Origin of the sequence: Neorhizobium sp. DAR64860/K0K1 (genome assembly GCF_050500205.1) — a bacterium.
In the GTDB taxonomy this organism is placed as follows: Bacteria; Pseudomonadota; Alphaproteobacteria; order Rhizobiales; family Rhizobiaceae; genus Neorhizobium; species Neorhizobium soli.
The window spans coordinates 192,886-215,272 of record NZ_CP191459.1 but is presented as its reverse complement, the minus strand read 5'-3'; the positions used below and the strand labels follow the sequence as shown (position 1 = coordinate 215,272).

Genomic DNA, 22,387 nt, shown 5'->3' with positions numbered 1-22,387 from the left:
GGGCTGCGGATGTTCATCAGGTCAATGACGACACTTTTGGTGCCTGCTTTTCTGCTGGCTGGCTGCAATATCCATCCTCTGCCGGAGGATATCTCGAAGGATGATACGACCTATCAAATCGTCAGGAAGGTTCGATGTGAAGCGCGCGACGCGATCCGCAATATTGCGATCTCGCAGCTTCTGGATGGGTCCGACGACGATAAACATCTTGCGAAGCGGCTGACTGACAAGAAACTTACATTTCTTGAAGCGTACCGAAAGGACTTCAGCCAAGAAACGAAGCAATACTTCGACCGGTACGAAAATGCTGCCATAGCCTACGATTTTCAGCTGAACATCACCGAGACCAATAACAACGAATTGTCCGTGAAGTTTCTAAAGCCGTTCTCGAATGGCTCGCGTTCCATTGGCCTCGGGGGTGGTGTAGAACTCAGTCGTCGGAACGACAGAAGTTTTAGAATAGCGGATAAATTCGCCGATCTTGCGGTGAGTGAAGCGACCGATCGCTATTGCAGCATCCAGAGTGCGAAAATCGATATCGTATATCCTTTGACCGGACGGATTGGTCTGTCCGAGGCCCTGGATACGTTCATCAAACTGAATGAATTTGGGAACCTATCGTCAAACGACGACAAGACCAGCCGAAAATTTGCGGACTTGATCGAATTCACGACAAAACTTATGGGCTCGTTTTCACCAAAATTCTCGATAGAGGAGCCGAAAGCTGGCTTCCACCTGAGCGAGGCCTCCTTGACCAACGCCAATTCCCGCACGGATACGCACACCGTGACATTTTCATTGTCGCTTCCGCCATCAGAGAAAGAGATAGTGCAGGCAAAAAGATCAAGCGCCCAGACCAAACCCACGACAAAGCCGACTGCGGTGACGGCTAAGGACCTTGCTATAGAAGAACTGGATCGGCAGCAGGGACTGCGCCTGAACCGGTCGCTCGAGAAATTTCTCAACAAGTATTGAGGTTTAAGGCGTTCGAAGTCGTCTGTGTCGCGATCGGCACAAACTGCGCATCGCCGTCGGCTGCGAGACCGAAAACCGTATGCCGCTCCAGCGCCTTGGTGACCTCGACGACGTCACCCTCCAGCTGGTCCGGTTGGATCAAGTGTCCGATGATGAAATCGAACTGGTTGCCCTTCTTGTTGAGGAGCTCATGGAACACCGTCATGTCGCGCAGCTCGGTCGACCATTTGGCAAGCCAGTAGAACAGCCCGGAATTGCGCGCCGTCATGTGGACAGGCAGGATCGGCAGATTGTATTTGCGGGCAAGTCCGACGGCGGAGGTCTTCCAGGGACGCTCGTTCAGCCGGCCATTTTCCCAGTAGGCGATGCGGCCGGATGGGAACAGGATCATCACCTTGCCCTCCTCGACCGCCTTGTTGGTGAGAACCAGCGTCTCGCGGGTCTTGAGCTTGCTCTTGTGATCGTCGCGCCATTCGACGGGAATGATCATTTCGGCAAAACGCGGATTGACCCGCACCGCATCGCGGTTGGCAAACACCATCAGGTCCGGACGGCGCGACTTCAACAGGTCGAACACGGCGACGCCGTCGGCAATGCCGGTCGGATGGTTGCTGACGAGGATGAAACCTCCCTTGTCGGGGATCCGCTCCTCGTTTTTGACCGAAAGCTTCAGCTTCAGATGCGCGCTCAGATATTCGAAACACTGGTAGCCGGACTTCGGCGCAATGTCGTCGGCGAACTCGATCGCCCTTCCGTAGCGCAGCAGCGTGTAGAGAAACGGACGCATGACCGGCCAGAAGGGACTGCCGACGATCCGCTTGCCCCGCTCGGCGATGAGGGTATCGACGATGTGGCCCGGACGCCCTTGAGATACGCGTGCGATGGCTTCGGCGAACTGGCCGAAGCTCGTCATGGAATCACGGCGGTCCATTAAAACTCCTTGAAGCGGGCCTGCACTTTTGCAGTGCCCGCATGATATTACGGTGGCAGGGTTACCGTGCCCTTAGGGATTCCGTAACGATGCTGGGAGCAATCTGGGGCGGCATGCCACGGAAATCAACGTCGCCCTCATGAACGAACTGCTCATTATCGCTGCCCCCGATCTCCTCGAGAGGCGCCGCGAATGGCTGGAGAGCCTGAGTGGAGAGCGCCGGCTGTCGCCCAACACGCTTGACGCCTATGAGCGCGACACGCGGCAATTCCTGACTTTTCTGACCACGCACCTCGCCGGACCGCCGACGATTTCGGATATCCATACCCTGCGTCCGGCAGACTTGAGAAGCTTTCTGGCAGCCCGGCGGCGCGAGGGCTCCGGTGCGCGTTCGCTGGGCCGTCATCTGGCCGGACTGCGCTCGTTCCTGCGGTATCTGGAGCGCAAGGGACTGGTGAACGCCGCGGCCGCCGGCGCTATCCGTGCCCCGCGTCAGCCGAAATCGCTGCCGAAGCCGCTGACAGACACCCAGGCCCTCAACGTCGTCACCGCAGAGGCGCAACTGCACGAAGAGCCATGGATCGCGGCACGGGATGCAGCCATCCTGACGCTGCTCTACGGCTGCGGCCTGCGCATTTCCGAAGCGCTCGGCTTGACGCCCGCCGATGTCGATGCAGGCGCAACCTCGCTTCGCATTCTCGGCAAAGGCGGCAAGACGCGGATTGTGCCGCTTCTTCCGGTCATCCTCGAAGCGGTCGAGACCTACCGGAAACTCTGCCCCTACCACCTGGCCGGCGATGCCCCGATGTTCCGGGGTGCGCGCGGCAAGACGCTTCAGCCGGCGATCATCCAGCGCGAGATGCAGAAGCTCAGAAGCGCGTTCAACCTGCCCGACAGCGCCACGCCGCATGCGCTGCGCCATTCCTTCGCGACCCATCTTCTGGCCGGAGGTGGCGATCTGCGCACGATCCAGGAACTGCTGGGACATGCAAGCCTTTCCACCACGCAGGTCTATACGGGCGTCGATACGTCGAGACTGCTCGAAGTCTACGACCGCGCCCATCCAAGGGCATGAACCCATCCTTAACCACATCGGTTAAGCCGCTGTTCGAGCAGTCCCGCTAGGGTGAGCCCAACAATTGGGACTGATGACATGATCCGCAGCATTTTCGCCGGCACAATCCTTCAACGCGCCCAGACGGCTGCGCTTTGGGTGTTTGCCGCCTTGCACGTTCTGCTGCTGGCCTCGGTCTGCCTCGTGATCACCTCGCTTGCCGCCCGCGCGGAGACGCCGGCCTGCACCGGGCGGGACCTGATCGCGGAGATGAAGGCCAACGATCCGGCCGCCTATCGGCAGGTTGTCGCAGAGGGCGAAAAAATCCCCAACGGCCGCGGCATCTTCTGGAAAATCGAGAAAGCCGGCCTCCCCCCGTCCTACCTTCTCGGCACCATGCATGTGACCGATCCACGCGTTCTGAAAATGCCTGAGGGCGCAGATGCCGCGCGCGAGGAAGCAAAGACCATCGTCGTCGAGTCAGACGAAGTGCTCGACGAGCAGAAGGCAATGGCCGGCATGTTGTCCAAGCCGGAGCTGACGATGTTTACCGATGGCACCTCGATCGAGAGCCTGCTGACGAAGGATGATCTCGCACTTCTCAGCGATGCCCTGAAACAGCGCGGCGTGCCGCTCGCTGCCGTCTCAAGAATGAAGCCCTGGCTGCTGATGGGCCTCGTCTCGATGCCCGCCTGCGAGATGGCCCGCAAGACCCAGAACACCCCTTTCCTCGACAAGCAGCTGGCGCTGGATGCGGCGAAAGCCGGCAAGTCGGTGAAGGGGCTTGAGACCTTTGCCGAGCAGCTTTCGACGTTGGCTGCCATTCCGGTCGATATCCACCTGAAGTCGCTGATCGAGGCGATCAAGCTCGGCCCCAAGCTGGACGACGTGTTCGAGACGATGACCGGGCTCTATCTCTCCGGCGACATGGGCATGACCATCCCCTTCCTGAAGACCGTCGTGCCTGAGGGCGAGGACGATGATAGCGGCTATGCCGAATTCGAGGAACTGGTGGTGCGCAAGCGCAACCTGCTGATGGCCGAACGCGCAGCACCCATCCTCAACGAAGGCAGCACCTTCATCGCCGTCGGCGCACTGCATCTGCCCGGTGATGACGGGCTGGTCGAGCTTTTGCGCAAGCAGGGTTTCGGAATGACCGCCGTCCACTAAGACGTGACGTCGCTCCCCAGCAGCCATCAGGTCCTTCAGCAACATCAGGGGTTGTAAAGACTCCTGTTCTCGTCAATTCTTCATGCATTGCTATCGGTATTTCAAAGCCGGTGTTCTCAGATCGCTGGCCGTTTCGAGTATGCGCATGATGAGACGAGACTGTTTTTCCTTTTCTGTGTTCGCGAAAAAAATCTCGCTCCCGCCCACCCTAAGATGTCTGCTCTTCACTCTGGTCATTGGCGCAATGTTCGGTGCCCAGATCGGCACGGCGCAAGCCTTGGATGATGCCCCACAATGCGAGGGCCGGAACCTTCTCGCCGAACTCAAGGCGAAGAACCCGCAGGAGTACAGGCGCGTGGTTCAAGAGGGAAAGAAGATCCCGAACGGCCGCGGCATCTTCTGGAAGATCGAGAAGAAAGGGTCAGCCCCTTCCTATCTGCTCGGCACGATGCACATGAACGACCCCCGGGTTCTGGCAATTCCCGATGCAGCGCGAAAGGCACACCGCCGTGCCAAGGTCGTCGTGCTGGAATCCGCCGAAATCCTTGATCCTACCCAGGCTATTGCCCAAGCGTATATGCAGCCGGATGTCATGATGATGCCGGCCGGAAAGCGCATAGAGGACTTCCTGACGGCGGAGCAGAGGGAGGATGTGAATTCCGCACTCGTCGCCAAAGGTGCGCCCCTGTCGGCGGTCAACTATCTCAGACCCGGGGTCGTCGCCAGAATCATCTCGATCCCGGTCTGCGACATGGAGCGAATGAAGAAAGGCCAGTTAACGCTGGACCAGCAGCTTGCGGTGGATGCGGTCGCCAACAACATCCCCGTCAAGGGGCTGGAAACATTCGCGGAGCAATACAGCGCGGTGAACGCCATGTCGCTTGAGGGGCAGGTCAAAGGACTGGTGGAGGCGATCGTGTTTCGTGATCAGTTCCAGGACATTCTCGAGACGCTGATTGAGCTCTATTCGAGCAGGGACCTGAGAAGCACAAGTCCGTTCCTTAGAAGCTATTCTCTGGGCAAGGAAACGATGGCGGCTGACACGTATTCCGAGTTCGAAACAAACGTTCTGACCAAACGCAACCACGTCATGGCCGCGCGCGCCATTCCCTTTCTCGCTGAAGGTAATGCGTTCATTGCGGTTGGGGCGCTCCATCTTCAGGGTCGCGAAGGCCTTATCGAGCTTCTGCGCAAGCAAGGCGCCAAAGTCACGCGCATCGAATAGACCTCACCGAAACGAAAAGAGCCGCAGATCCTTCGATCCGCGGCTCCAAATCAGTTTTGGCCTTGGCCGATTACATATGGATCGGCTTGGCAAAGGTCGCGAGTGCGGCTTCCTTCACGGCTTCCGACAGGGTCGGATGCGCGTGGCAGGTCCGGCCGAGATCTTCCGACGAACCGCTGAATTCCATCAGCACGGCAATCTCGTGGATCATGTCGCCGGCGCCGAAGCTGACGATATGGCCGCCGAGAACGCGATCGGTTTCCTTGTCGGCGAGGATCTTGACGAAGCCGTCGGTGGCGAGCATCGCGCGGGCGCGACCGTTCGCCGTGAACGGGAACTTGCCGACCTTGTAGGCGATGCCTGCAGCCTTCAGCTCTTCTTCCGTGCGGCCGACCGATGCCACTTCCGGCTGGGTGTAGACCACAGACGGAATGACGTCGTAGTTCACGTGTCCGTGCTGGCCGGAGAGGATCTCTGCGAGAGCGACGCCCTCGTCTTCGGCCTTGTGCGCCAGCATCGGGCCCTTCACCACGTCGCCGATCGCGTAGATGCCGGCAACATTGGTCTTGTAGCCGCCGTCGATTTCGACGCGGCCGCGATTGTCGAGCGCAACGCCTGCTTCTTCAAGGCCAAGGCCTGCGGTATACGGCTTGCGGCCCGTCGAGATCAGCACGACATCGGCTTCGAGGCTGACGGCATCGCCACCCTTGACCGGCTCATAGGTGACCTTGGCGCCGGTTTCAGTCTTCTCGACGCCGGTAACCTTGGCTTCGGTACGGATGTCCATGCCCTGCTTGGCCATCATGCGCTGGAACTGCTTGGAAACGTCCGCGTCCATCGAGCCGAGCAGCTTGTCGAGATATTCGATCACGGTGACCTTCGCGCCGAGACGCGACCAGACCGAACCGAGTTCCATGCCGATCACACCGCCGCCGACGACGATCATGTTGGCCGGGACCTTGTCTAGCGTGAGACCGCCCGTCGAGGAGACGATGACCTTCTCGTCGATGTCGACATTGACGCCGGGAATCCCGGCGATGTCGGAGCCGGTGGCGATGACGATGTTCTTCGTCTCGATTTCCTGGACCTTGCCGTCTTCACCGGTCACCGAAACCTTGCCGGCCGAAACGATCTTGCCGGTGCCGATGAAACCGTCGATCTTGTTCTTCTTGAACAGGAAGGCGACGCCGTCGGTGTTCGACTTTACCGTCGCATCCTTGTGCGCCATCATCTTCGAAAGGTTCAGCGTGGGTGCCGGAACCTCGACGCCGAGTTCTTCGACGCCATGCGCCACATGCGCAAACATTTCCGAAGCATGCAGCAGCGCCTTGGAGGGAATGCAGCCGATGTTGAGGCAGGTACCGCCATAGGTGGAGCGCTTTTCGACGACGGCGACTTTCAGCCCAAGCTGGGCCGCCTTGATTGCGCAGACATAGCCGCCCGGGCCGGATCCGATTACGACAACATCATAAGCCATCAGACTATCCTTTTGATTGAGCAGGAGGCGGTCACACGAACAGTGCGATCATCATCAGCGCGAGGCCGACGAGGCTGACCAGCCATACAAGCGAGCGGACATACGGAATGCCCTTGAGATAAAGTGGAATGTAGACGATCCGCGCCACCAGCCAGACCGCAGCCCCGAACAGACCGAAGCCCGACGAGTCACCCGTCAGGATCATCGCCAGCAGCAAGCCGATAAAGGCGGGATAGGTTTCCTGGTAGTTTCGCGAAGCGCGGGCCGCACGACCGGCCATCACGCTCTGGGGTTCGTTATCGCCGTCCCGCGGTCCGGCATTCCATGCCGTGCCGCGATCCTTGGTGGCGAAATTCCCCTGCAGCAGAACATGCACGAGAAGCAGGACGACGCTCAGGCACAGAAGTACCAGGAGGTAAGTCGCATTGGCTGAAGCGGCGTCCATTTTGCTCTCCGCAAATTACAGATCGAGAACCAGACGTTCCGGATCTTCGAGGCTTTCCTTGACGCGAACGAGGAAGGTGACCGCTTCCTTGCCATCGACGATACGGTGATCGTAGGAAAGCGCCAGATACATCATCGGACGGATCACGACCTGGCCGCCGATCGCAACCGGACGCTCCTGGATCTTGTGCATGCCGAGGATACCCGACTGCGGCGCATTGAGGATCGGCGACGACATCAGCGAACCGTAGACACCACCATTGGTGATGGTGAACGTACCGCCCTGCATGTCGGCCATCGACAGCGTACCATCGCGGGCGGCCTTGGCGAGACGGCCGAGTTCCTTTTCGACGCCGGCGATCGAGCGCTGGTCGGCATCGCGGATGACAGGAACGACGAGGCCCTTGTCGGTGCCGACGGCCATGCCGACGTGGCAGTAGTTCTTGTAGATCAGGTCAGTGCCGTCGATCTCGGCGTTGACGGCCGGCAGTTCCTTCAGCGCGTGCGTGACGGCCTTCGTGAAGAAGCCCATGAAGCCCAGCTTCACGCCGTGCTTCTTCTCGAAAACGTCCTTGTATCGGTTGCGAAGGTCCATCACAGCCTTCATGTCCACCTCGTTATAGGTGGTGAGCATGGCGGCGGTGTTCTGCGCATCCTTGAGGCGCTTGGCGATCGTCTGGCGCAGACGCGTCATCTTCACGCGCTCTTCGCGCGATGCATCGTCAGCCGACGAAACCGGGCGGGGAGCTGCCGGAACCGAAGCCGGTGCGGCAGGAGCAGCCGGGCCCTTGGAAATGGCAGCGATCACATCGCCCTTCAGGACCTGACCGCGCTTGCCCGAACCGTCGACATCCGAGGTGGAGATGTTGTTGTCGGCGGCAACCTTGGCGGCAGCCGGGGCTGGCGGCATGGACGAACCACCAGCAGGCGCTGCGGCGGCAGCAGGTGCCGGGGCAGCAGGTGCAGGTTCGGCTGCTTTCGCCGGAGCGGCTTCCGCCGGCTGTGCAGCAGGAGCGGCAGTGCCGGCAGCAGCGCCGCCGGCCGAGATCTGGCCGAGCAGCGCGTCGAGGCCGACGGTCTCGCCGTTCTGGGCGACGATCTCTGTCAGAACGCCGGATGCTGGAGCTGGGACTTCGACGGTAACCTTGTCGGTTTCCAGTTCGACCAGCGGCTCATCGGCCTTGACCGTGTCGCCGACCTTCTTGAACCAGGTGCCGACGGTTGCCTCGCTGACGGACTCGCCGAGGGTAGGGACGCGGATTTCGGTGGCCATGATCTATTTTCCGTGTTTGTCAGATATCGTTTCGGAGCAATTGGTGGAGACGGCTGAAAAATCAGCCGCCGAGAGCGTCTTCGAGGAAGGCTTCCAGCTGTGCCAGATGCTTGGACATCAGGCCGGTTGCAGGCGATGCTGCCGCCGGACGGCCCGTGTAACGGACGCGCTGATACTTGGCATCGATATGCGCCAGAACCCATTCCAGATACGGATCGATGAACGACCACGACCCCATGTTCTTCGGCTCTTCCTGGCACCAGACCATTTCCGCATTGCGGAAGCGGCTGAGCTCGTTGATGAGCGCCTTGGCCGGGAACGGATAGAGCTGTTCGATGCGCAGCAGGTAGATGTCGTCGATGCCGCGCTTTTCGCGCTCTTCCAGCAGATCGTAATAGACCTTGCCCGAGCACATCACGACGCGACGGATCTTCGCATCCTTCTGCAGCTTGATCGGACCGTCCTTGATCATCTCCGCGTCGTCCCACAGCAGGCGGTGGAACGAGCTTTCGCCTGCCATTTCCGCCAGTGTCGAGGTTGCGCGCTTGTGGCGCAGCAGCGACTTCGGCGTCATCAGGATCAGCGGCTTGCGGAAGTCGCGCTTCACCTGACGGCGCAGGATGTGGAAGTAGTTTGATGGCGTCGTGACGTTTGCGACCTGCATGTTGTCTTCGGCGCACATCTGCAGCCAGCGTTCCAGGCGGGCGGAGGAATGCTCCGGGCCCTGCCCTTCATAGCCATGCGGCAGAAGGCAGACGAGACCCGACATGCGCAGCCACTTGCGCTCACCCGACGAGATGAACTGGTCGAACACGACCTGCGCACCGTTGGCGAAGTCGCCGAACTGGGCTTCCCAGAGCGTCAGCGCGTTTGGACGCGCCAGCGAGTAGCCATATTCGAACCCGAGCACTGCCTCTTCCGACAGCATCGAGTTGATGACTTCGTACTTGCCCTGGCCAGCCTGCAGGTTGGAAAGCGGGATGTAGCGCTCTTCGGTTTCCTGATCGTAGAGAACCGAGTGACGCTGCGAGAACGTGCCGCGTTCGCAATCCTGACCCGAAAGACGGATCTTGGTGCCTTCGACGGTCAGCGAACCGAACGCCAGCGCTTCCGCCATTGCCCAGTCGATGCCTTCACCGGTCTCGATCATCTGCGCACGGTTATCCATGAAACGCTTGATCGTGCGGTGGGCGTTAAAACCTTCCGGAATGGTCGAAAGCTTGCGACCGATCTCTCTCAGATCCTTGATCGGCATCGCGGTCTTGCCACGACGCTGCTCGTCGGCATTGTCGGCGGAACGCAGGCCGGACCACTGGCCGTCAAGCCAGTCGGCCTTGTTCGGCTTGTAGCTCTGGCCGGCCTCGAACTCTGTTTCGAGATTGGCGCGCCAGTCGGCCTTCATCTTCTCGAATTCGCCTTCGGTGATGACACCTTCGCCGATCAGACGTTCGGCATAGATCTCCGCCACGGCCTTGTGGGCGCGGATGACCTTGTACATTTTCGGCTGAGTGAACGCAGGCTCGTCGCCTTCGTTATGGCCGAACCGGCGGTAGCAGAACATATCAACCACGACCGGCTTGTGGAACTTCATCCGGTATTCGATGGCGATCTTGGCGGCGTAGACGACCGCTTCCGGATCGTCGCCGTTGACGTGGAAGATCGGCGCCTCGATCATCTTGGCAACGTCCGACGGATAAGGCGACGAACGCGAGAAGCCAGGATTGGTGGTAAAGCCGATCTGGTTGTTGATGATGACATGCATCGTGCCGGCCACGCGGTGGCCGCGGAGACCCGACAGGCCGAGAATTTCAGCCGTCACGCCCTGGCCGGCAAAGGCCGCATCGCCGTGCAGCAGCAGCGGCAGAACCTTGGCGCGCTCGGACAGCGGAATGATGTTGTCCTTGTCCCAGACCTTGGTCAGCATGTCCTGCTTGGCGCGGGCCTTGCCCATGACGACAGGGTTGACGATTTCCAGGTGAGACGGGTTGGCGGTCAGCGACAGGTGAACCTTGTTGCCGTCGAACTCGCGGTCCGACGAGGCACCCAGATGGTACTTCACGTCGCCCGAACCCTCGACTTCGTCGGGCTTGAACGAACCGCCCTTGAACTCGTGGAACACGGCGCGATGTGGCTTGCCGAGGACGTTGGTCAAGACGTTCAGACGACCGCGGTGGGCCATGCCGAGGATGACTTCCTCGAGGCCTTCCTGACCGCCGCGCTTGATGATCTGCTCCAGCGCCGGGATAAGCGATTCACCGCCATCCAGGCCGAAACGCTTGGTGCCCTTGAAGCGCACGTCGAGGAACTGCTCGTAGCCTTCGGCTTCGACCAGCTTCGAAAGGATTGCCTTCTTGCCTTCAGGCGTGAACGTGACGCCCTTGGCAGGACCTTCGATACGCTCCTGGATCCAGCCCTTTTCCTCGGGGTTGGACATGTGCATGAATTCGACGCCGATGGTCGAGCAATAGGTGCGCTCGAGGATCTCGATCATTTCGCGAACGGACGCGTATTCAAGGCCGAGAACGTTGTCGATGAAGATCTTGCGGTCGTAATCGCTCTCTTCGAAGCCGTAGGACTTCGGCGACAGCTCGTTGTAATCGTCGACCGGGCTCGCGATCCCGAGCGGATCGAGCTTGGCATGAAGGTGGCCGCGCATGCGGTAGGCACGGATCATCATGATGGCGCGCACGCTGTCGCGGGTCGCCTGCAGAACGTCGGTCTGCTGGACCGGCTGGCCGGTCGCCGCGGCGGATGCTTCCGCCTTCGCCTTGACCTTGGTCTCGATCGCCTTTTCGACGATCGGCCAGTTGCCGTCGAGTGCCGAGATCAGATCGCCATTGGCGGGGATCGGCCAGTTCGAACGTTTCCAGGAGGCGCCCTGCGCGGCCTTCTTTACATCTTCGGGGCTGTCTGCCAGCGCCTTGAAGAAGGCCTGCCATTCCTCGGAAAGCGACGTTGGATCACTTTCGTAGCGCCCATAGAGCTGCTCGATATAGGCAGCGTTCGCACCATCGAGGAAAGACGTGATGAGGAACTGTTCGTTGGCTTCTTGCCGTGCCATTGCTTCCCGCGGGCGCCGCGCCCGCCTCCTGACCTGATCGGCACCGGATGAATTGACCGGAAACCGCATTCTCTGACGTATGGCTCGATACCGCTGCGAGCGGCGCCGCTCTTTAGTAGACCTACCTCGGGTAGACCTAGCCTGGAGCGACTTACCCGCAGGTCGCATGCAGCAACCCGCGGGTCATTTGATGTCTGGTCCATCGCCGTCTATCTATCGGCGATGGGTGACCTTTATGTGGCGTTAGCCCTTGAGGACTTCAACCAGCGTCGTGCCGAGACGTGCTGGCGAAGGCGAAACCTTGATGCCCGCTGCTTCCATGGCAGCGATCTTGGATTCCGCATCGCCCTTGCCGCCGGAAACGACAGCGCCGGCATGGCCCATGGTGCGGCCCTTCGGAGCGGTCCGGCCGGCGATGAAGCCTGCCATCGGCTTCTTGCGGCCCTTCTTGGCTTCGTCGATCAGGAACTGTGCCGCTTCTTCTTCAGCCGAGCCGCCGATTTCGCCGATCATGATGATCGACTGCGTGGCTTCGTCTGCGAGGAACATTTCCAAGATGTCGATGAACTCGGTGCCCTTGACCGGATCGCCGCCGATGCCGACAGCCGTCGTCTGGCCGAGGCCTTCGTTGGACGTCTGGAACACGGCTTCATAGGTCAGCGTGCCGGAGCGCGACACGATACCGACCGAACCCTTGCGGAAGATCGAGCCCGGCATGATGCCGATCTTGCATTCTTCCGGCGTCAGAACGCCCGGGCAGTTCGGGCCGAGCAGGCGCGAGTTGGAACGGTCGAGGCGAGCCTTGACGCGAACCATGTCCATGACCGGAATGCCTTCGGTGATGCAGGTGATGAACGGGATCTCGGCTTCGATCGCCTCGATGATCGCGTCAGCAGCCCCTGCCGGCGGAACGTAGATCACGGACGCATCGGCGCCGGTCTTTTCCTTGGCTTCGGCGACAGTCGCATAGATCGGCAGGCTTTCGCCCTTCGAACCGGTCCAGGTTTCGCCACCCTTCTTCGGATGGATACCGCCGACCATCTGCGTGCCGTAGTAAGCAAGCGCCTGTTCGGTGTGGAATGTACCGGTCTTGCCGGTCAGGCCCTGAACCAGGACCTTGGTATTCTTGTTAACGAGAATAGACATTATCAGGTCCCCAAATTAGGCTTTGATCGCCGCGACGATCTTCTTGGCAGCATCGTCGAGATCGTCAGCAGCCGTGATCGCAAGACCCGATTCGTTGAGGATCTTCTTGCCCAGCTCGACATTGGTGCCTTCGAGGCGCACGACGAGCGGAACCTTGAGGCCGACTTCCTGAACCGCTGCGACAACGCCTTCGGCGATGACGTCGCACTTCATGATGCCGCCGAAGATGTTGACGAGGATGCCCTCGACCTTCGGGTCAGCCGTGATGATCTTGAACGCAGCTGCGACCTTCTCCTTGCCGGCGCCACCGCCAACGTCGCAGAAGTTTGCAGGCTCTTTGCCGTAAAGCTTGATGATGTCCATGGTCGCCATGGCGAGACCGGCACCGTTGACCATGCAGCCGATGTTGCCGTCGAGCGCCACGTAAGCGAGGTCCCACTTGGAGGCTTCGATTTCCTTGGCGTCTTCTTCCGACTCGTCGCGCAGCGCCTTGACGTCGTCATGGCGGAAGATCGCGTTGCCGTCGAACGACATCTTGGCATCGAGAACGCGCAGATGATCGTCCTTCATGACGATCAGCGGGTTGATCTCGAGGAGCGCCATGTCCTTCTCGTTGAAGGCCTTGTAGAGCAGCGGGAACAGCGACTTCGCATCTTCCGCAGCAGCACCCGACAGCTCAAGCGCCGAAGAGATCGCAGCGATGTCTGCTTCAGTCACGCCGGCTTCCGGATCGATCGCGATCGTGTGGATCTTCTCGGGCGTGTCGTGAGCGACAGCTTCGATGTCCATGCCGCCTTCGGTCGAAACGACGAAGGCAACGCGACCAACCGAGCGGTCGACGAGCAGCGAGCAGTAGAGTTCGCGGGCAATGTCGGCGCCGTCTTCGATATAGAGGCGGTTGACCTGCTTGCCGGCGTCGCCGGTCTGCGCGGTTACCAGCGTGTTGCCGAACATTTCCTTGGCGTGGCTCTTGGCTTCATCGATCGAGAAAGCCAGGCGAACGCCGCCCTTGGCGTCCGGTCCGAGTTCCTTGAACTTGCCCTTGCCGCGGCCACCAGCGTGGATCTGGCTCTTGACCACGTAAAGCGGACCCGGCAGCTGCTTTGCAGCAGCTTCGGCTTCTTCTGCGGAGAAGATTGCAACACCTTCCGCAACCGGTGCGCCATAACCCTTCAGGAGGGCTTTGGCCTGATATTCATGAATGTTCATCGAGGTATCCTTAAATCCGTGCGCCCGAAGGCGATTACTTCAGCGCAGGCGCGATATTGATGCAGGCTTCGCAGAGAGCCGAAACAGCGCCGACCGACTTCGCGAAGGCAGCTTCTTCGTCTTTATTGAATTCGACTTCGATGATCCGCTCGATACCACCGGCACCGATGATCGTGGGAACGCCGACATACATGTCCTTCACGCCGTACTGGCCGGACAGGTAAGCAGCGGCAGGCAGAACGCGCTTCTTGTCCTTGAGGAAGGATTCGGCCATCTCGATCGCCGAAGCAGCCGGAGCGTAGTAGGCAGAACCGGTCTTCAACAGGCCGACGATTTCTGCGCCACCGTCACGGGTGCGCTGGATGATTTCTTCGAGACGCTCGGCAGTGACCCAGCCCATCTTGACGAGATCGGTCAGCGGAACGCCGCCGACAGTCGAGTAGCGGGCGAGCGGCACCATCGTGTCGCCATGGCCGCCAAGAACGAAGGCCGTGACGTCCTGGACGGAAACGTTGAACTCTTCCGACAGGAACAGGCGGAAGCGAGCCGAGTCGAGCACGCCGGCCATGCCGACGACCATGTTCTTCGGCAGGCCGGAGAACTTCTGCAGCGCCCAGACCATCGCGTCGAGCGGGTTGGTGATGCAGATGACGAATGCGTTCGGGGCGTATTTCTTGATACCGGCGCCGACCTGTTCCATCACCTTCAGGTTGATGCCGAGCAGATCGTCGCGGCTCATGCCGGGCTTGCGGGCAACGCCGGCAGTGACGATGCAGACATCAGCGCCTTCGATGGCGGAATAGTCGCTGGCACCGGAAAGCTTGGCGTTGAAGCCTTCGACGGGACCGGACTGGGCAATATCGAGGCCCTTGCCCTGCGGGATGCCGTCAGCAATGTCGAAGAGGACGATGTCGCCCAGCTCCTTCAGGCTGGCAAGATGTGCCAGCGTGCCACCGATCATGCCCGAACCAATAAGTGCAATTTTCTTGCGCGCCATCGAAAAGCTTCCTCTCAAGACTTTACCTGCGTCAAGTCATAGCAGGTTCACGTGCGGCGCCACCGATAGCGCCATATCGGAAAAATCGCAATCGATTATTTCGGAGTGATATTTTTCAATCGGTTAGATATCAATTACCTTACGTAAACGTAAGAAATTCTGTCATGAAAGTGTCAGGCTTCTTGACGCTTTGCGTTGTGCAGAGCGAGGTAATCGGTGCTCCGCATCTCCCAGAGACGGGAGATTGTTCGATCGAACTCGAACCCCTCGGTGCCGCGCTTCTCCAACAAAAGCTGATCCGGTTCGCTCGCGGCGGAGACGTAGAGTCTGACCGAATGGTCGTAGAACGCATCGACGAGATTGATGAAGCGCTTGGTTGCGTTGCGCTTTTCGGGTCCGAGCTGCGGGACGTGCTCAATGAAGACAGCGTCAAAGCGATCGGCGATCGCCAGATAGTCCGACGCGCCTAGCGGTTTTTCACACAAGTCCGAAAAGCTGAACCGTGCAGCCCGGCCGGACGCCAGCGGCACTTTGATGGTGCGACCTTTCATCGGCAACTCGACAGGGCTCGCCTTCTCGCCGTCGATCACCTGATGCCAGGTGTTTTCGATCGCGAGATCCGCTTGGGGGCTGAGAGGCGTCACATAGACGGGCAGGCTCGCCAGCTTCTGCATCCGGTAGTCGGTTGGCGAGTCCAGCGTGACGACATCCACGTAGCGGCCGAGCAGCGCGATGAACGGCGTGAACAGACCGCGGTTGAGGCCATCCCTGTAGAGATCGTCGGGGGCTACGTTCGATGTCGCGACGAGAACGCATCCAAGGCCGAACAATTCCGTGAACAGACGTGCAAGGATCATAGCATCAGTGATATCGGTCACCGAGAATTCGTCGAAGCAGAGAAGTTCCGCTTCTGCGAACAGGGCCGCAGCGATTGGCGGCACCGGATCTGCCTGTTTCGTCTCGCCGCGTTTCAGCTTTTGACGGTGCTCGTGGATACGTCCATGCACGTCAGCCATGAATTCGTGAAAGTGCAGACGCCGCTTTTTTGCGATGGATGCCTTCTTGAAGAACATGTCCATCAGCATGGTCTTGCCGCGACCGACGCTGCCATGCACATAAAGCCCGCGGATTTCCCGCGGCTTGCCGCCACCGCGGGCAAACAGCCAGCCGAGAGCACTCGTCTTCTTGGCTGGCTTCGTGTCTCTGAAGCATTTGAGTATGTGGTCGAGCTTGGCGGCCACCTGCATCTGCGCAGTGTCCGGCGTCAGCACCCCGGACGCCGCCAGTGCCTTCAGCTCTTCACCGACGCTTGATGTGTAGTCCGGGATCGGCTCCACCCTGCCGCCTCCGCAGACCGTTTACCGGCTGAGACCGAGAGGCTGGCCCGAATTGGTGGTGCCGTCGAAACGGGTATCGCCGCTCTTGTAGACGCGGCCGATGACGTCGCCGGCGCGGTTCTTGAACTGAACCATCTTGCCCGACACTTCCCACGAACCCATCGTCGTCAGTTCGCCGGAGCAGCCACGGGTGCCGCCGCGCGATCCGCTGCCGAGATTGGTCAGCGTCAGGAACATGTCGCAGGACGAGCCGCCATTGGCAACGCGCCAGTTGCCGACCATCTGCTGCTTGGTAATATCGAGAGCATTGGCAGGAGCCGCAGCATTCGGATCGACGGATGCCATCTGCTGGCCACCCTGAGGCGCCGTCGGATATTGGGCTGCACCACCCGGAGGTGGAAGCTGGCCGCCCTGCACACCCTGAACAGGCTGTGCCTGAAGCGGCGCGGGCCGGGACGGCTGTGCTGGCAGATCAGCATAAGAGGAGGTATTGGACGTCCGCTGGCAACCGGCAAGAGCCAGCGCAAGAACAACGCCTGTCGCCACATATCTGAACTGCATCACAAAACTCCTGCTTTCAGCCGCATCTCTGCATGGAACTGATCCATTCAATTGAGACGGAATTACCGTAAAAGGACTTAGTTAATCAAGTCATACCGGCGCTATTTGGCGAAGGCACGACAACTGTCACGATTACGCGAGCTGTTTTAATCGAAAAATCCCGACCCTGCGTCTGCAGGGTCGGGATACTGTAAGGTTTTACTAGACGCGGCGCTCGACCATCATCTTCTTGATTTCGGCAATCGCCTTGGCAGGGTTCAGACCCTTCGGGCAGGTCTGCGCACAGTTCATGATCGTGTGGCAGCGATAGAGCCGGAACGGATCCTCGAGATTGTCAAGGCGCTCGCCCTTGGCTTCGTCTCTGGAGTCGATCAGCCAGCGATAGGCCTGCAGCAGAACAGCCGGACCGAGATAGCGGTCGCCGTTCCACCAGTAGCTGGGACAGGATGCCGAGCAGCAGGCGCAGAGAATGCACTCGTAGAGACCGTCGAGTTTCTGACGGTCGTCGTGGCTCTGCTTCCATTCCTTGGCAGGCGTCGGCGAGACGGTCTTCAGCCAGGGCTCGATCGAGCGGTGCTGGGCGTAGAAGTTTGTCAGATCCGGAACCAGGTCCTTGACCACAGGCATATGCGGCAGCGGATAGACTTTGACCGTCCCCTTCACGTCATCCATGCCCTTGGTGCAGGCAAGCGTGTTGGTGCCGTCGATGTTCATCGCGCAGGAGCCGCAAATGCCTTCGCGGCACGAACGGCGCAATGTCAGCGTCGGGTCGATATTGTTCTTGATGTAGAGAAGACCATCGAGAACCATCGGCCCGCAATCGTCGATATCGATGTAGAACGTATCGATGCGCGGGTTCTGGCCGTCATCCGGGCTCCAGCGGTAGACGCGGTATTCCCGAACGTTCGTGGCACCGTCCGGCTTTGGCCAGACCTTGCCTTCGGTCATCTGGGAATTCTTGGGCAGAGCGAGTTCAACCATGTTCCAGTTTCCTCAGATCAATACACGCGCGCTTTCGGCTCGATCTTGTAAGGATCGATGCCGTCGGCGATCAGGTCCGTGTGGACCGGGCGATAGTCGAGCTTCACGTCGCCCGCGTCGTTGACCCAGGCAAGCGTGTGCTTGCGCCAGGTCACATCGTCGCGGCCGGAAAACGCGCCGTCCGTATAGTCCTCGCGTGCATGAGAGCCGCGGCTCTCCTTGCGCGCTTCGGCACCGTAGACCGTGGTGATCGCGTTCGCCATCAGGTTATGCAGTTCGAGCGTCTCGACGAGATCCGAGTTCCAGATCATCGAATGGTCGGTGACCTTCACGTCGCGCATTTCGCCCCAGATTGCCGACATGCGCTTGCAACCGGATTCCAGCGACTCCTGTGTGCGGAACACGGCGGCATCATCCTGCATGGTGCGCTGCATCTTGTCGCGCAGGATCGCCGTCGGCGTCGAGCCGCTGGCGTGGCGAAGGCTGTCAAAGCGGTCCATGATCTTGTCGCAGGCGGCTGTGTTCAGTGCCGGGATCGGTCCTTCGCGGTCGATCACCTGGCCGGCGCGGATGGCGGCGGCACGGCCGAACACGACGAGATCGATCAGCGAGTTGGAGCCGAGACGGTTGGCACCGTGCACCGAGGCGCAACCGGCTTCACCGACGGCCATAAGGCCAGGCAGGATGCGTTCCGGGTTGTTGGCGTCCGCATTCAGCACTTCGCCCCAGTAATTGGTGGGGATGCCGCCCATGTTGTAATGCACGGTCGGCAGAACCGGGATCGGCTCGCGCGTCACGTCGACGCCCGCAAAGATCTTGGCGCTTTCGGAAATGCCGGGAAGACGTTCGTGCAGGACGGCCGGATCGAGATGGTCGAGATGGAGGAAGATGTGGTCCTTGTTCTTGCCGACGCCGCGGCCTTCGCGGATTTCCAGCGTCATGCAACGCGAGACCACGTCACGGGAGGCCAGATCCTTCGCGGATGGCGCATAGCGCTCCATGAAGCGCTCGCCCTCGGAATTCACGAGGTAGCCGCCTTCGCCGCGTGCACCCTCGGTGATGAGACAGCCCGAACCATAGATGCCGGTCGGGTGGAACTGGACGAATTCCATGTCCTGAAGAGGCATGCCGGCACGCGCCACCATGCCGCCGCCGTCGCCGGTGCAGGTATGGGCGGAGGTTGCCGAGAAATAGGCGCGGCCGTAACCGCCGGTCGCCAGAACCACCATCTTGGCGGTAAAGCGATGGATCGTGCCGTCATCGAGGTTCCAGGCAACGACGCCTGTGCAGCGACCATCATCCGACATGATCAGGTCGAGCGCGAAATATTCGATGAAGAATTCCGCGTTGTGCTTCAGCGACTGGCCGTAGAGCGTGTGCAGGATGGCGTGGCCGGTGCGGTCAGCGGCAGCGCAGGTGCGCTGCACCGGCGGGCCTGCACCGAAATTCTGCATGTGGCCGCCGAACGGGCGCTGGTAGATCTTGCCTTCTTCGTTGCGCGAGAAAGGCACGCCGTAATGTTCGAGTTCGTAAACGGCCTTGGGTGCTTCCATGACCATGTACTGCATGGCGTCAACGTCGCCAAGCCAGTCGGAACCCTTGACGGTGTCATAGAGATGCCACTGCCACGAATCGGGCGTCATGTTCTGCAGCGAGGCGGCAATGCCGCCCTGCGCTGCGACCGTGTGCGAACGGGTCGGGAAGACCTTGGTGATGCAGGCCGTCTTGAAGCCCTGTTCGGCCATGCCGAGCGTGGCGCGCAATCCTGCACCGCCGGCACCCACGACGATCACGTCGTAGGAATGGTCGACATAGGTATAGGCCTTGCCGGTCTGAGAGGCGCCTGAAGCGATGGGGGTGACGGATGCCATGACGGATTATCCTACGAAAGCGATCTTCAGAACGGCGAACAGACAAAGCCCGGCGATCAGGATCGAGAAGAATGTGTTGAGCATGACGAACAGGACCTTCGCGAACTCGCTGTGCACGTAGTCCTCGATGATGACCTGCATGCCGAGCTTCATGTGGATGATGCCCGAGATCACGACAAGGCCCATGACAACAGCGACGAACGGGTTCGACAGCGCCTCGACCACTTCGGCAAACGGCTTGCCGGCATAGATGATCATGAAGATCACGAAAAAGGTCATCAACGGCACGTTGGCGACGGCGGTCATCCGCTGACGCCAGAAATGTTCCGTGCCGTCTTTGGCGGAGCCCAGTCCGCGGACCTTACCGAGCGGGGTGCGCATATCCATGGAAGCTGTTCCTTAGCGAACGATGAAGCCGACCACCCAGACCAGCACGGTCAGACAGAGCGATGCGATGATGTTGGCGATGGCGAGCTTGGTCGAAAATTCCTTCTCGAAGCCACGGCCCAAGTCCCACATGAAGTGGCGGAAGCCGCCGAGCATGTGGTGGATCAGCGCCCATGTATAGCCGAGAAGAACCAGCTTGCCGGGAATGCTGCCAAGCGCCCAGTTGGCCCAGTCGTAGTAAGCCGGGCCGCTTGCTGCAGCGATCAGCCACCACGCGACAAGGATCGTGCCGAAATACAGAGCGCCACCGGTGATACGGTGAACGATCGACATGACCATTGTGGGGATTGGCTTGTAGATTGAGAGATGCGGCGACAGAGGCCGGTTGTTAGTCACATTCGCCATCAGAACCTCGCGGCGTCGTAATGCGTCAAAGAGCGGGAGCCCTTGGCAATGCACGCTGCCGAGAAAATGTGCATTGCATCATTCGCGTGGTTTAATCTTGGAATTCCCCAACGACAAGAACAATTCTAAACGATCGAGAATTTAATCGATTGTGTTTTTCTCAAGGTCTCGGGTTTGCCAGATCGCGGCACGATATCTGGCAAACCCGAACAATTGGTTTCTTGCCAGAAACCCGCTTTCGCTCCATGTTAATGTTTCGTTAACCTGTGTGTCGCGGAGTTCGTCATGATCAGTCACCGGATCAAGCCCCTTGTCATCGCCGCAGCAGTGCTTGCAGCCTTCGCATCAGTCGCTTCTGCGGCAGATCGCAGGCATCACCATCAGGGCTATGCCGACCGTGGATACGACAGAGGCCATCGCCACCAGTTCGTCGAAAACAATCGCTGGGATCGCCAGGGTGACGGACGACGCAACCGTCCTGCCGAGATCAACCGGATGACCCGTACTTATGCATCGGGTCGCTTTGATCAGGGCTCGTCATCCTTCACGCGCGGGATTGATACCTATGCAGGTTCGATCCAGGCCTACTCGGTCCCTGGCAATGGGACCTATTTTGTGCGCGACGATATCTACTGGCCGCAGCAGGAACGCCGCAGTCTGGCACTCGCCCCGAAAGCCAAGGTGATCGATGTAGCGCAGGAGATGGGCGGCAACGCGGTGGCCTCGAACAAATCCTGCTCGTTTGAAGCCGGCGTCTGCGTCATTCGAGGCGGCCGATAGTCGTCTCAGGCGAACCGCCACACGGTCGTCTTTTTGACCTCGCTGTCTTCAAGTGCCCGGGTGACGGGTACCTGGTAGACGGCCATCTCGGTAAGCCGATCCTTGGGGCAGTAGCTCCTGCCGGGATCACCGACCAGAACGACCTTTCCCGCTTCCGATAACCGGGTAAACCACGGTATCAACAGATCGGCCATGCCGCGATCGTAGAAAACGTCGCCGGCGAGCAGCACATCCGCCTCGATCTCTCGCCCGATCAGATCTTGCGACGTGAAGGATATCTCTACGTCGTTCTCCGCGGCGTTAAGCCGCACCGCAGTTTCCGTCCAGGGATCGATATCGGCGGCGAGCACGTGGGCTGCAGCAGCCTGTTTTGCCGCAATCGCCACCAGCCCGGATCCCGATGCGAAATCCAGCACCCGCTTGCCGGCAACCGTCTGCGGATGATCGAGGATGTAGCGGGCGAGCCCCTGCCCGCCGGCCCAGGCAAAGGCCCAGAACGGCGGCGGCAGACCGATCGCCTGCAACTCTTCCTCGGTCTTCAGCCAGAGGTCATGCGCCTCGGTCGCCAGATGAAGCCGGATCTCCGGAACATGCGGCGGCGCGGTGACATCCGTGTTGGCGAGGATGAAGGTCGCAGGGTCGGTTTTCAAGGACGCGTCAGTCCGGCGAGCGGGGCGGGTTCTTGACACCACCCAAGCGGCAGATCTCGAGATATTCCTCTTCCGTCACCGGCTGTACGGAAAGCCGCATCGAGGTGACAAGTGCCATCTTCTCGAACTGCGGATTTGCCTTGATGTCCTTCAGCGTGATCGGCTTCGGCACGTCCTCGACGGCGCGAATATCGACGCAGTCCCACTTCGGATCGCCCTTGGCCGAGGAATCCGGATGCGACAGCGCGCAGACTTCGACGATGCCGACGATCTCCAGCCCCTCGTTCGAGTGATAGAAGAACCCCTTGTCGCCAATCTTCATGGCCCGCATGTTGTTGCGGGCCTGATAGTTGCGCACGCCGGTCCATTCCTCGCCAGCTTTTCCCTTGGCCTTCTGCTGCTCCCAGGACCAGACATCCGGTTCGGATTTATAGAGCCAATAGGCCATGGTTA

The 22,387-nt window shown here is 60.0% G+C and carries 21 protein-coding genes; 5 read left to right on the top strand and 16 right to left on the bottom strand.

Annotation, left to right across the window (positions count from 1 at the left end; all coding sequences use genetic code 11):
- Positions 1-24: 24 nt before the first annotated feature.
- Positions 25-975 (top strand): hypothetical protein, encoded by a 951-nt coding sequence (locus tag ACQY1J_RS05645; RefSeq protein WP_430250899.1) that lies wholly within the window; start codon positions 25-27, stop codon positions 973-975.
- On the opposite strand, the gene ACQY1J_RS05640 is transcribed toward ACQY1J_RS05645, so the two are convergent.
- Positions 962-1,906 (bottom strand): GNAT family N-acetyltransferase, encoded by a 945-nt coding sequence (locus ACQY1J_RS05640; protein ID WP_430250898.1) that lies wholly within the window; start codon positions 1,904-1,906, stop codon positions 962-964. The two genes, ACQY1J_RS05645 and ACQY1J_RS05640, sit on opposite strands and share 14 nt — an antisense overlap.
- 139 nt (positions 1,907-2,045) lie before the next feature.
- Here ACQY1J_RS05640 and ACQY1J_RS05635 point away from each other — a divergent pair, with 139 nt between their 5' ends.
- From ACQY1J_RS05635 to ACQY1J_RS05625, 3 genes are all read left to right on the top strand, one after another.
- The gene (locus ACQY1J_RS05635) at positions 2,046-2,981 is read left to right on the top strand and encodes a tyrosine recombinase XerC (RefSeq protein ID WP_430250897.1); all 936 of its coding nucleotides are present in this window, start codon (positions 2,046-2,048) and stop codon (positions 2,979-2,981) included.
- A gap of 78 nt (positions 2,982-3,059) precedes the next feature.
- Positions 3,060-4,130, top strand: coding sequence for a TraB/GumN family protein (locus tag ACQY1J_RS05630; protein WP_430250896.1), 1,071 nt, complete (start codon positions 3,060-3,062; stop codon positions 4,128-4,130).
- Between the two features lie 244 nt (positions 4,131-4,374).
- Positions 4,375-5,355, top strand: coding sequence for a TraB/GumN family protein (locus ACQY1J_RS05625; RefSeq protein ID WP_430250895.1), 981 nt, complete (start codon positions 4,375-4,377; stop codon positions 5,353-5,355).
- Between the two features lie 70 nt (positions 5,356-5,425).
- Here ACQY1J_RS05625 and lpdA read toward each other — a convergent pair whose 3' ends face one another.
- From lpdA to sdhC, 13 genes are all read right to left on the bottom strand, one after another.
- A complete protein-coding gene (gene lpdA / locus ACQY1J_RS05620; protein WP_092659328.1) occupies positions 5,426-6,832 on the bottom strand; it encodes a dihydrolipoyl dehydrogenase in 1,407 nt (468 codons plus the stop codon).
- Between the two features lie 31 nt (positions 6,833-6,863).
- Positions 6,864-7,277: an MAPEG family protein gene (locus ACQY1J_RS05615; protein ID WP_192077832.1), complete on the bottom strand. Its 414-nt coding sequence runs from the start codon at positions 7,275-7,277 to the stop codon at positions 6,864-6,866.
- 15 nt (positions 7,278-7,292) lie between these two features.
- Positions 7,293-8,549 carry a 2-oxoglutarate dehydrogenase complex dihydrolipoyllysine-residue succinyltransferase gene (gene odhB, locus ACQY1J_RS05610; RefSeq protein ID WP_430250894.1) on the bottom strand — a complete coding sequence of 419 codons (1,257 nt, stop codon included), beginning with the start codon at positions 8,547-8,549 and terminating at the stop codon, positions 7,293-7,295.
- Positions 8,550-8,610: 61 nt separating this feature from the next.
- A complete protein-coding gene (locus ACQY1J_RS05605; protein WP_430250893.1) occupies positions 8,611-11,610 on the bottom strand; it encodes a 2-oxoglutarate dehydrogenase E1 component in 3,000 nt (999 codons plus the stop codon).
- A gap of 243 nt (positions 11,611-11,853) precedes the next feature.
- Positions 11,854-12,756: a succinate--CoA ligase subunit alpha gene (gene sucD / locus ACQY1J_RS05600; protein ID WP_174197137.1), complete on the bottom strand. Its 903-nt coding sequence runs from the start codon at positions 12,754-12,756 to the stop codon at positions 11,854-11,856.
- A gap of 15 nt (positions 12,757-12,771) precedes the next feature.
- Entirely contained in the window at positions 12,772-13,965 is a 1,194-nt protein-coding gene (gene sucC, locus ACQY1J_RS05595) for an ADP-forming succinate--CoA ligase subunit beta (RefSeq protein ID WP_113111732.1), read from the bottom strand.
- 34 nt (positions 13,966-13,999) lie between these two features.
- A complete protein-coding gene (gene mdh / locus ACQY1J_RS05590; RefSeq protein ID WP_092659322.1) occupies positions 14,000-14,962 on the bottom strand; it encodes a malate dehydrogenase in 963 nt (320 codons plus the stop codon).
- Positions 14,963-15,135: 173 nt separating this feature from the next.
- The gene (gene zapE / locus ACQY1J_RS05585) at positions 15,136-16,299 is read right to left on the bottom strand and encodes a cell division protein ZapE (protein ID WP_113166658.1); all 1,164 of its coding nucleotides are present in this window, start codon (positions 16,297-16,299) and stop codon (positions 15,136-15,138) included.
- A gap of 21 nt (positions 16,300-16,320) precedes the next feature.
- Positions 16,321-16,860 carry a protease inhibitor Inh/omp19 family protein gene (locus ACQY1J_RS05580; protein WP_062581681.1) on the bottom strand — a complete coding sequence of 180 codons (540 nt, stop codon included), beginning with the start codon at positions 16,858-16,860 and terminating at the stop codon, positions 16,321-16,323.
- Positions 16,861-17,061: 201 nt separating this feature from the next.
- Entirely contained in the window at positions 17,062-17,841 is a 780-nt protein-coding gene (locus ACQY1J_RS05575) for a succinate dehydrogenase iron-sulfur subunit (RefSeq protein ID WP_062462483.1), read from the bottom strand.
- Between the two features lie 17 nt (positions 17,842-17,858).
- A complete protein-coding gene (sdhA, locus tag ACQY1J_RS05570; protein ID WP_092659318.1) occupies positions 17,859-19,712 on the bottom strand; it encodes a succinate dehydrogenase flavoprotein subunit in 1,854 nt (617 codons plus the stop codon).
- A gap of 6 nt (positions 19,713-19,718) precedes the next feature.
- On the bottom strand, positions 19,719-20,099 hold the full coding sequence (sdhD, locus tag ACQY1J_RS05565; RefSeq protein WP_062462477.1) for a succinate dehydrogenase, hydrophobic membrane anchor protein: 381 nt from the start codon (positions 20,097-20,099) through the stop codon (positions 19,719-19,721).
- Positions 20,100-20,111: 12 nt separating this feature from the next.
- A complete protein-coding gene (gene sdhC, locus ACQY1J_RS05560; protein WP_062462475.1) occupies positions 20,112-20,504 on the bottom strand; it encodes a succinate dehydrogenase, cytochrome b556 subunit in 393 nt (130 codons plus the stop codon).
- Positions 20,505-20,789: 285 nt separating this feature from the next.
- On the opposite strand from sdhC, the gene ACQY1J_RS05555 reads away from it, so the two are divergent.
- Entirely contained in the window at positions 20,790-21,284 is a 495-nt protein-coding gene (locus tag ACQY1J_RS05555) for a hypothetical protein (RefSeq protein ID WP_430250892.1), read from the top strand.
- A gap of 5 nt (positions 21,285-21,289) precedes the next feature.
- Here ACQY1J_RS05555 and ACQY1J_RS05550 read toward each other — a convergent pair whose 3' ends face one another.
- Together ACQY1J_RS05550 and ACQY1J_RS05545 are read right to left on the bottom strand one after the other, a co-directional pair.
- Positions 21,290-21,934: a class I SAM-dependent methyltransferase gene (locus ACQY1J_RS05550; protein WP_430250891.1), complete on the bottom strand. Its 645-nt coding sequence runs from the start codon at positions 21,932-21,934 to the stop codon at positions 21,290-21,292.
- 7 nt (positions 21,935-21,941) lie between these two features.
- On the bottom strand, positions 21,942-22,382 hold the full coding sequence (locus ACQY1J_RS05545; RefSeq protein WP_062462467.1) for an EVE domain-containing protein: 441 nt from the start codon (positions 22,380-22,382) through the stop codon (positions 21,942-21,944).
- Positions 22,383-22,387 lie beyond the last annotated feature (5 nt).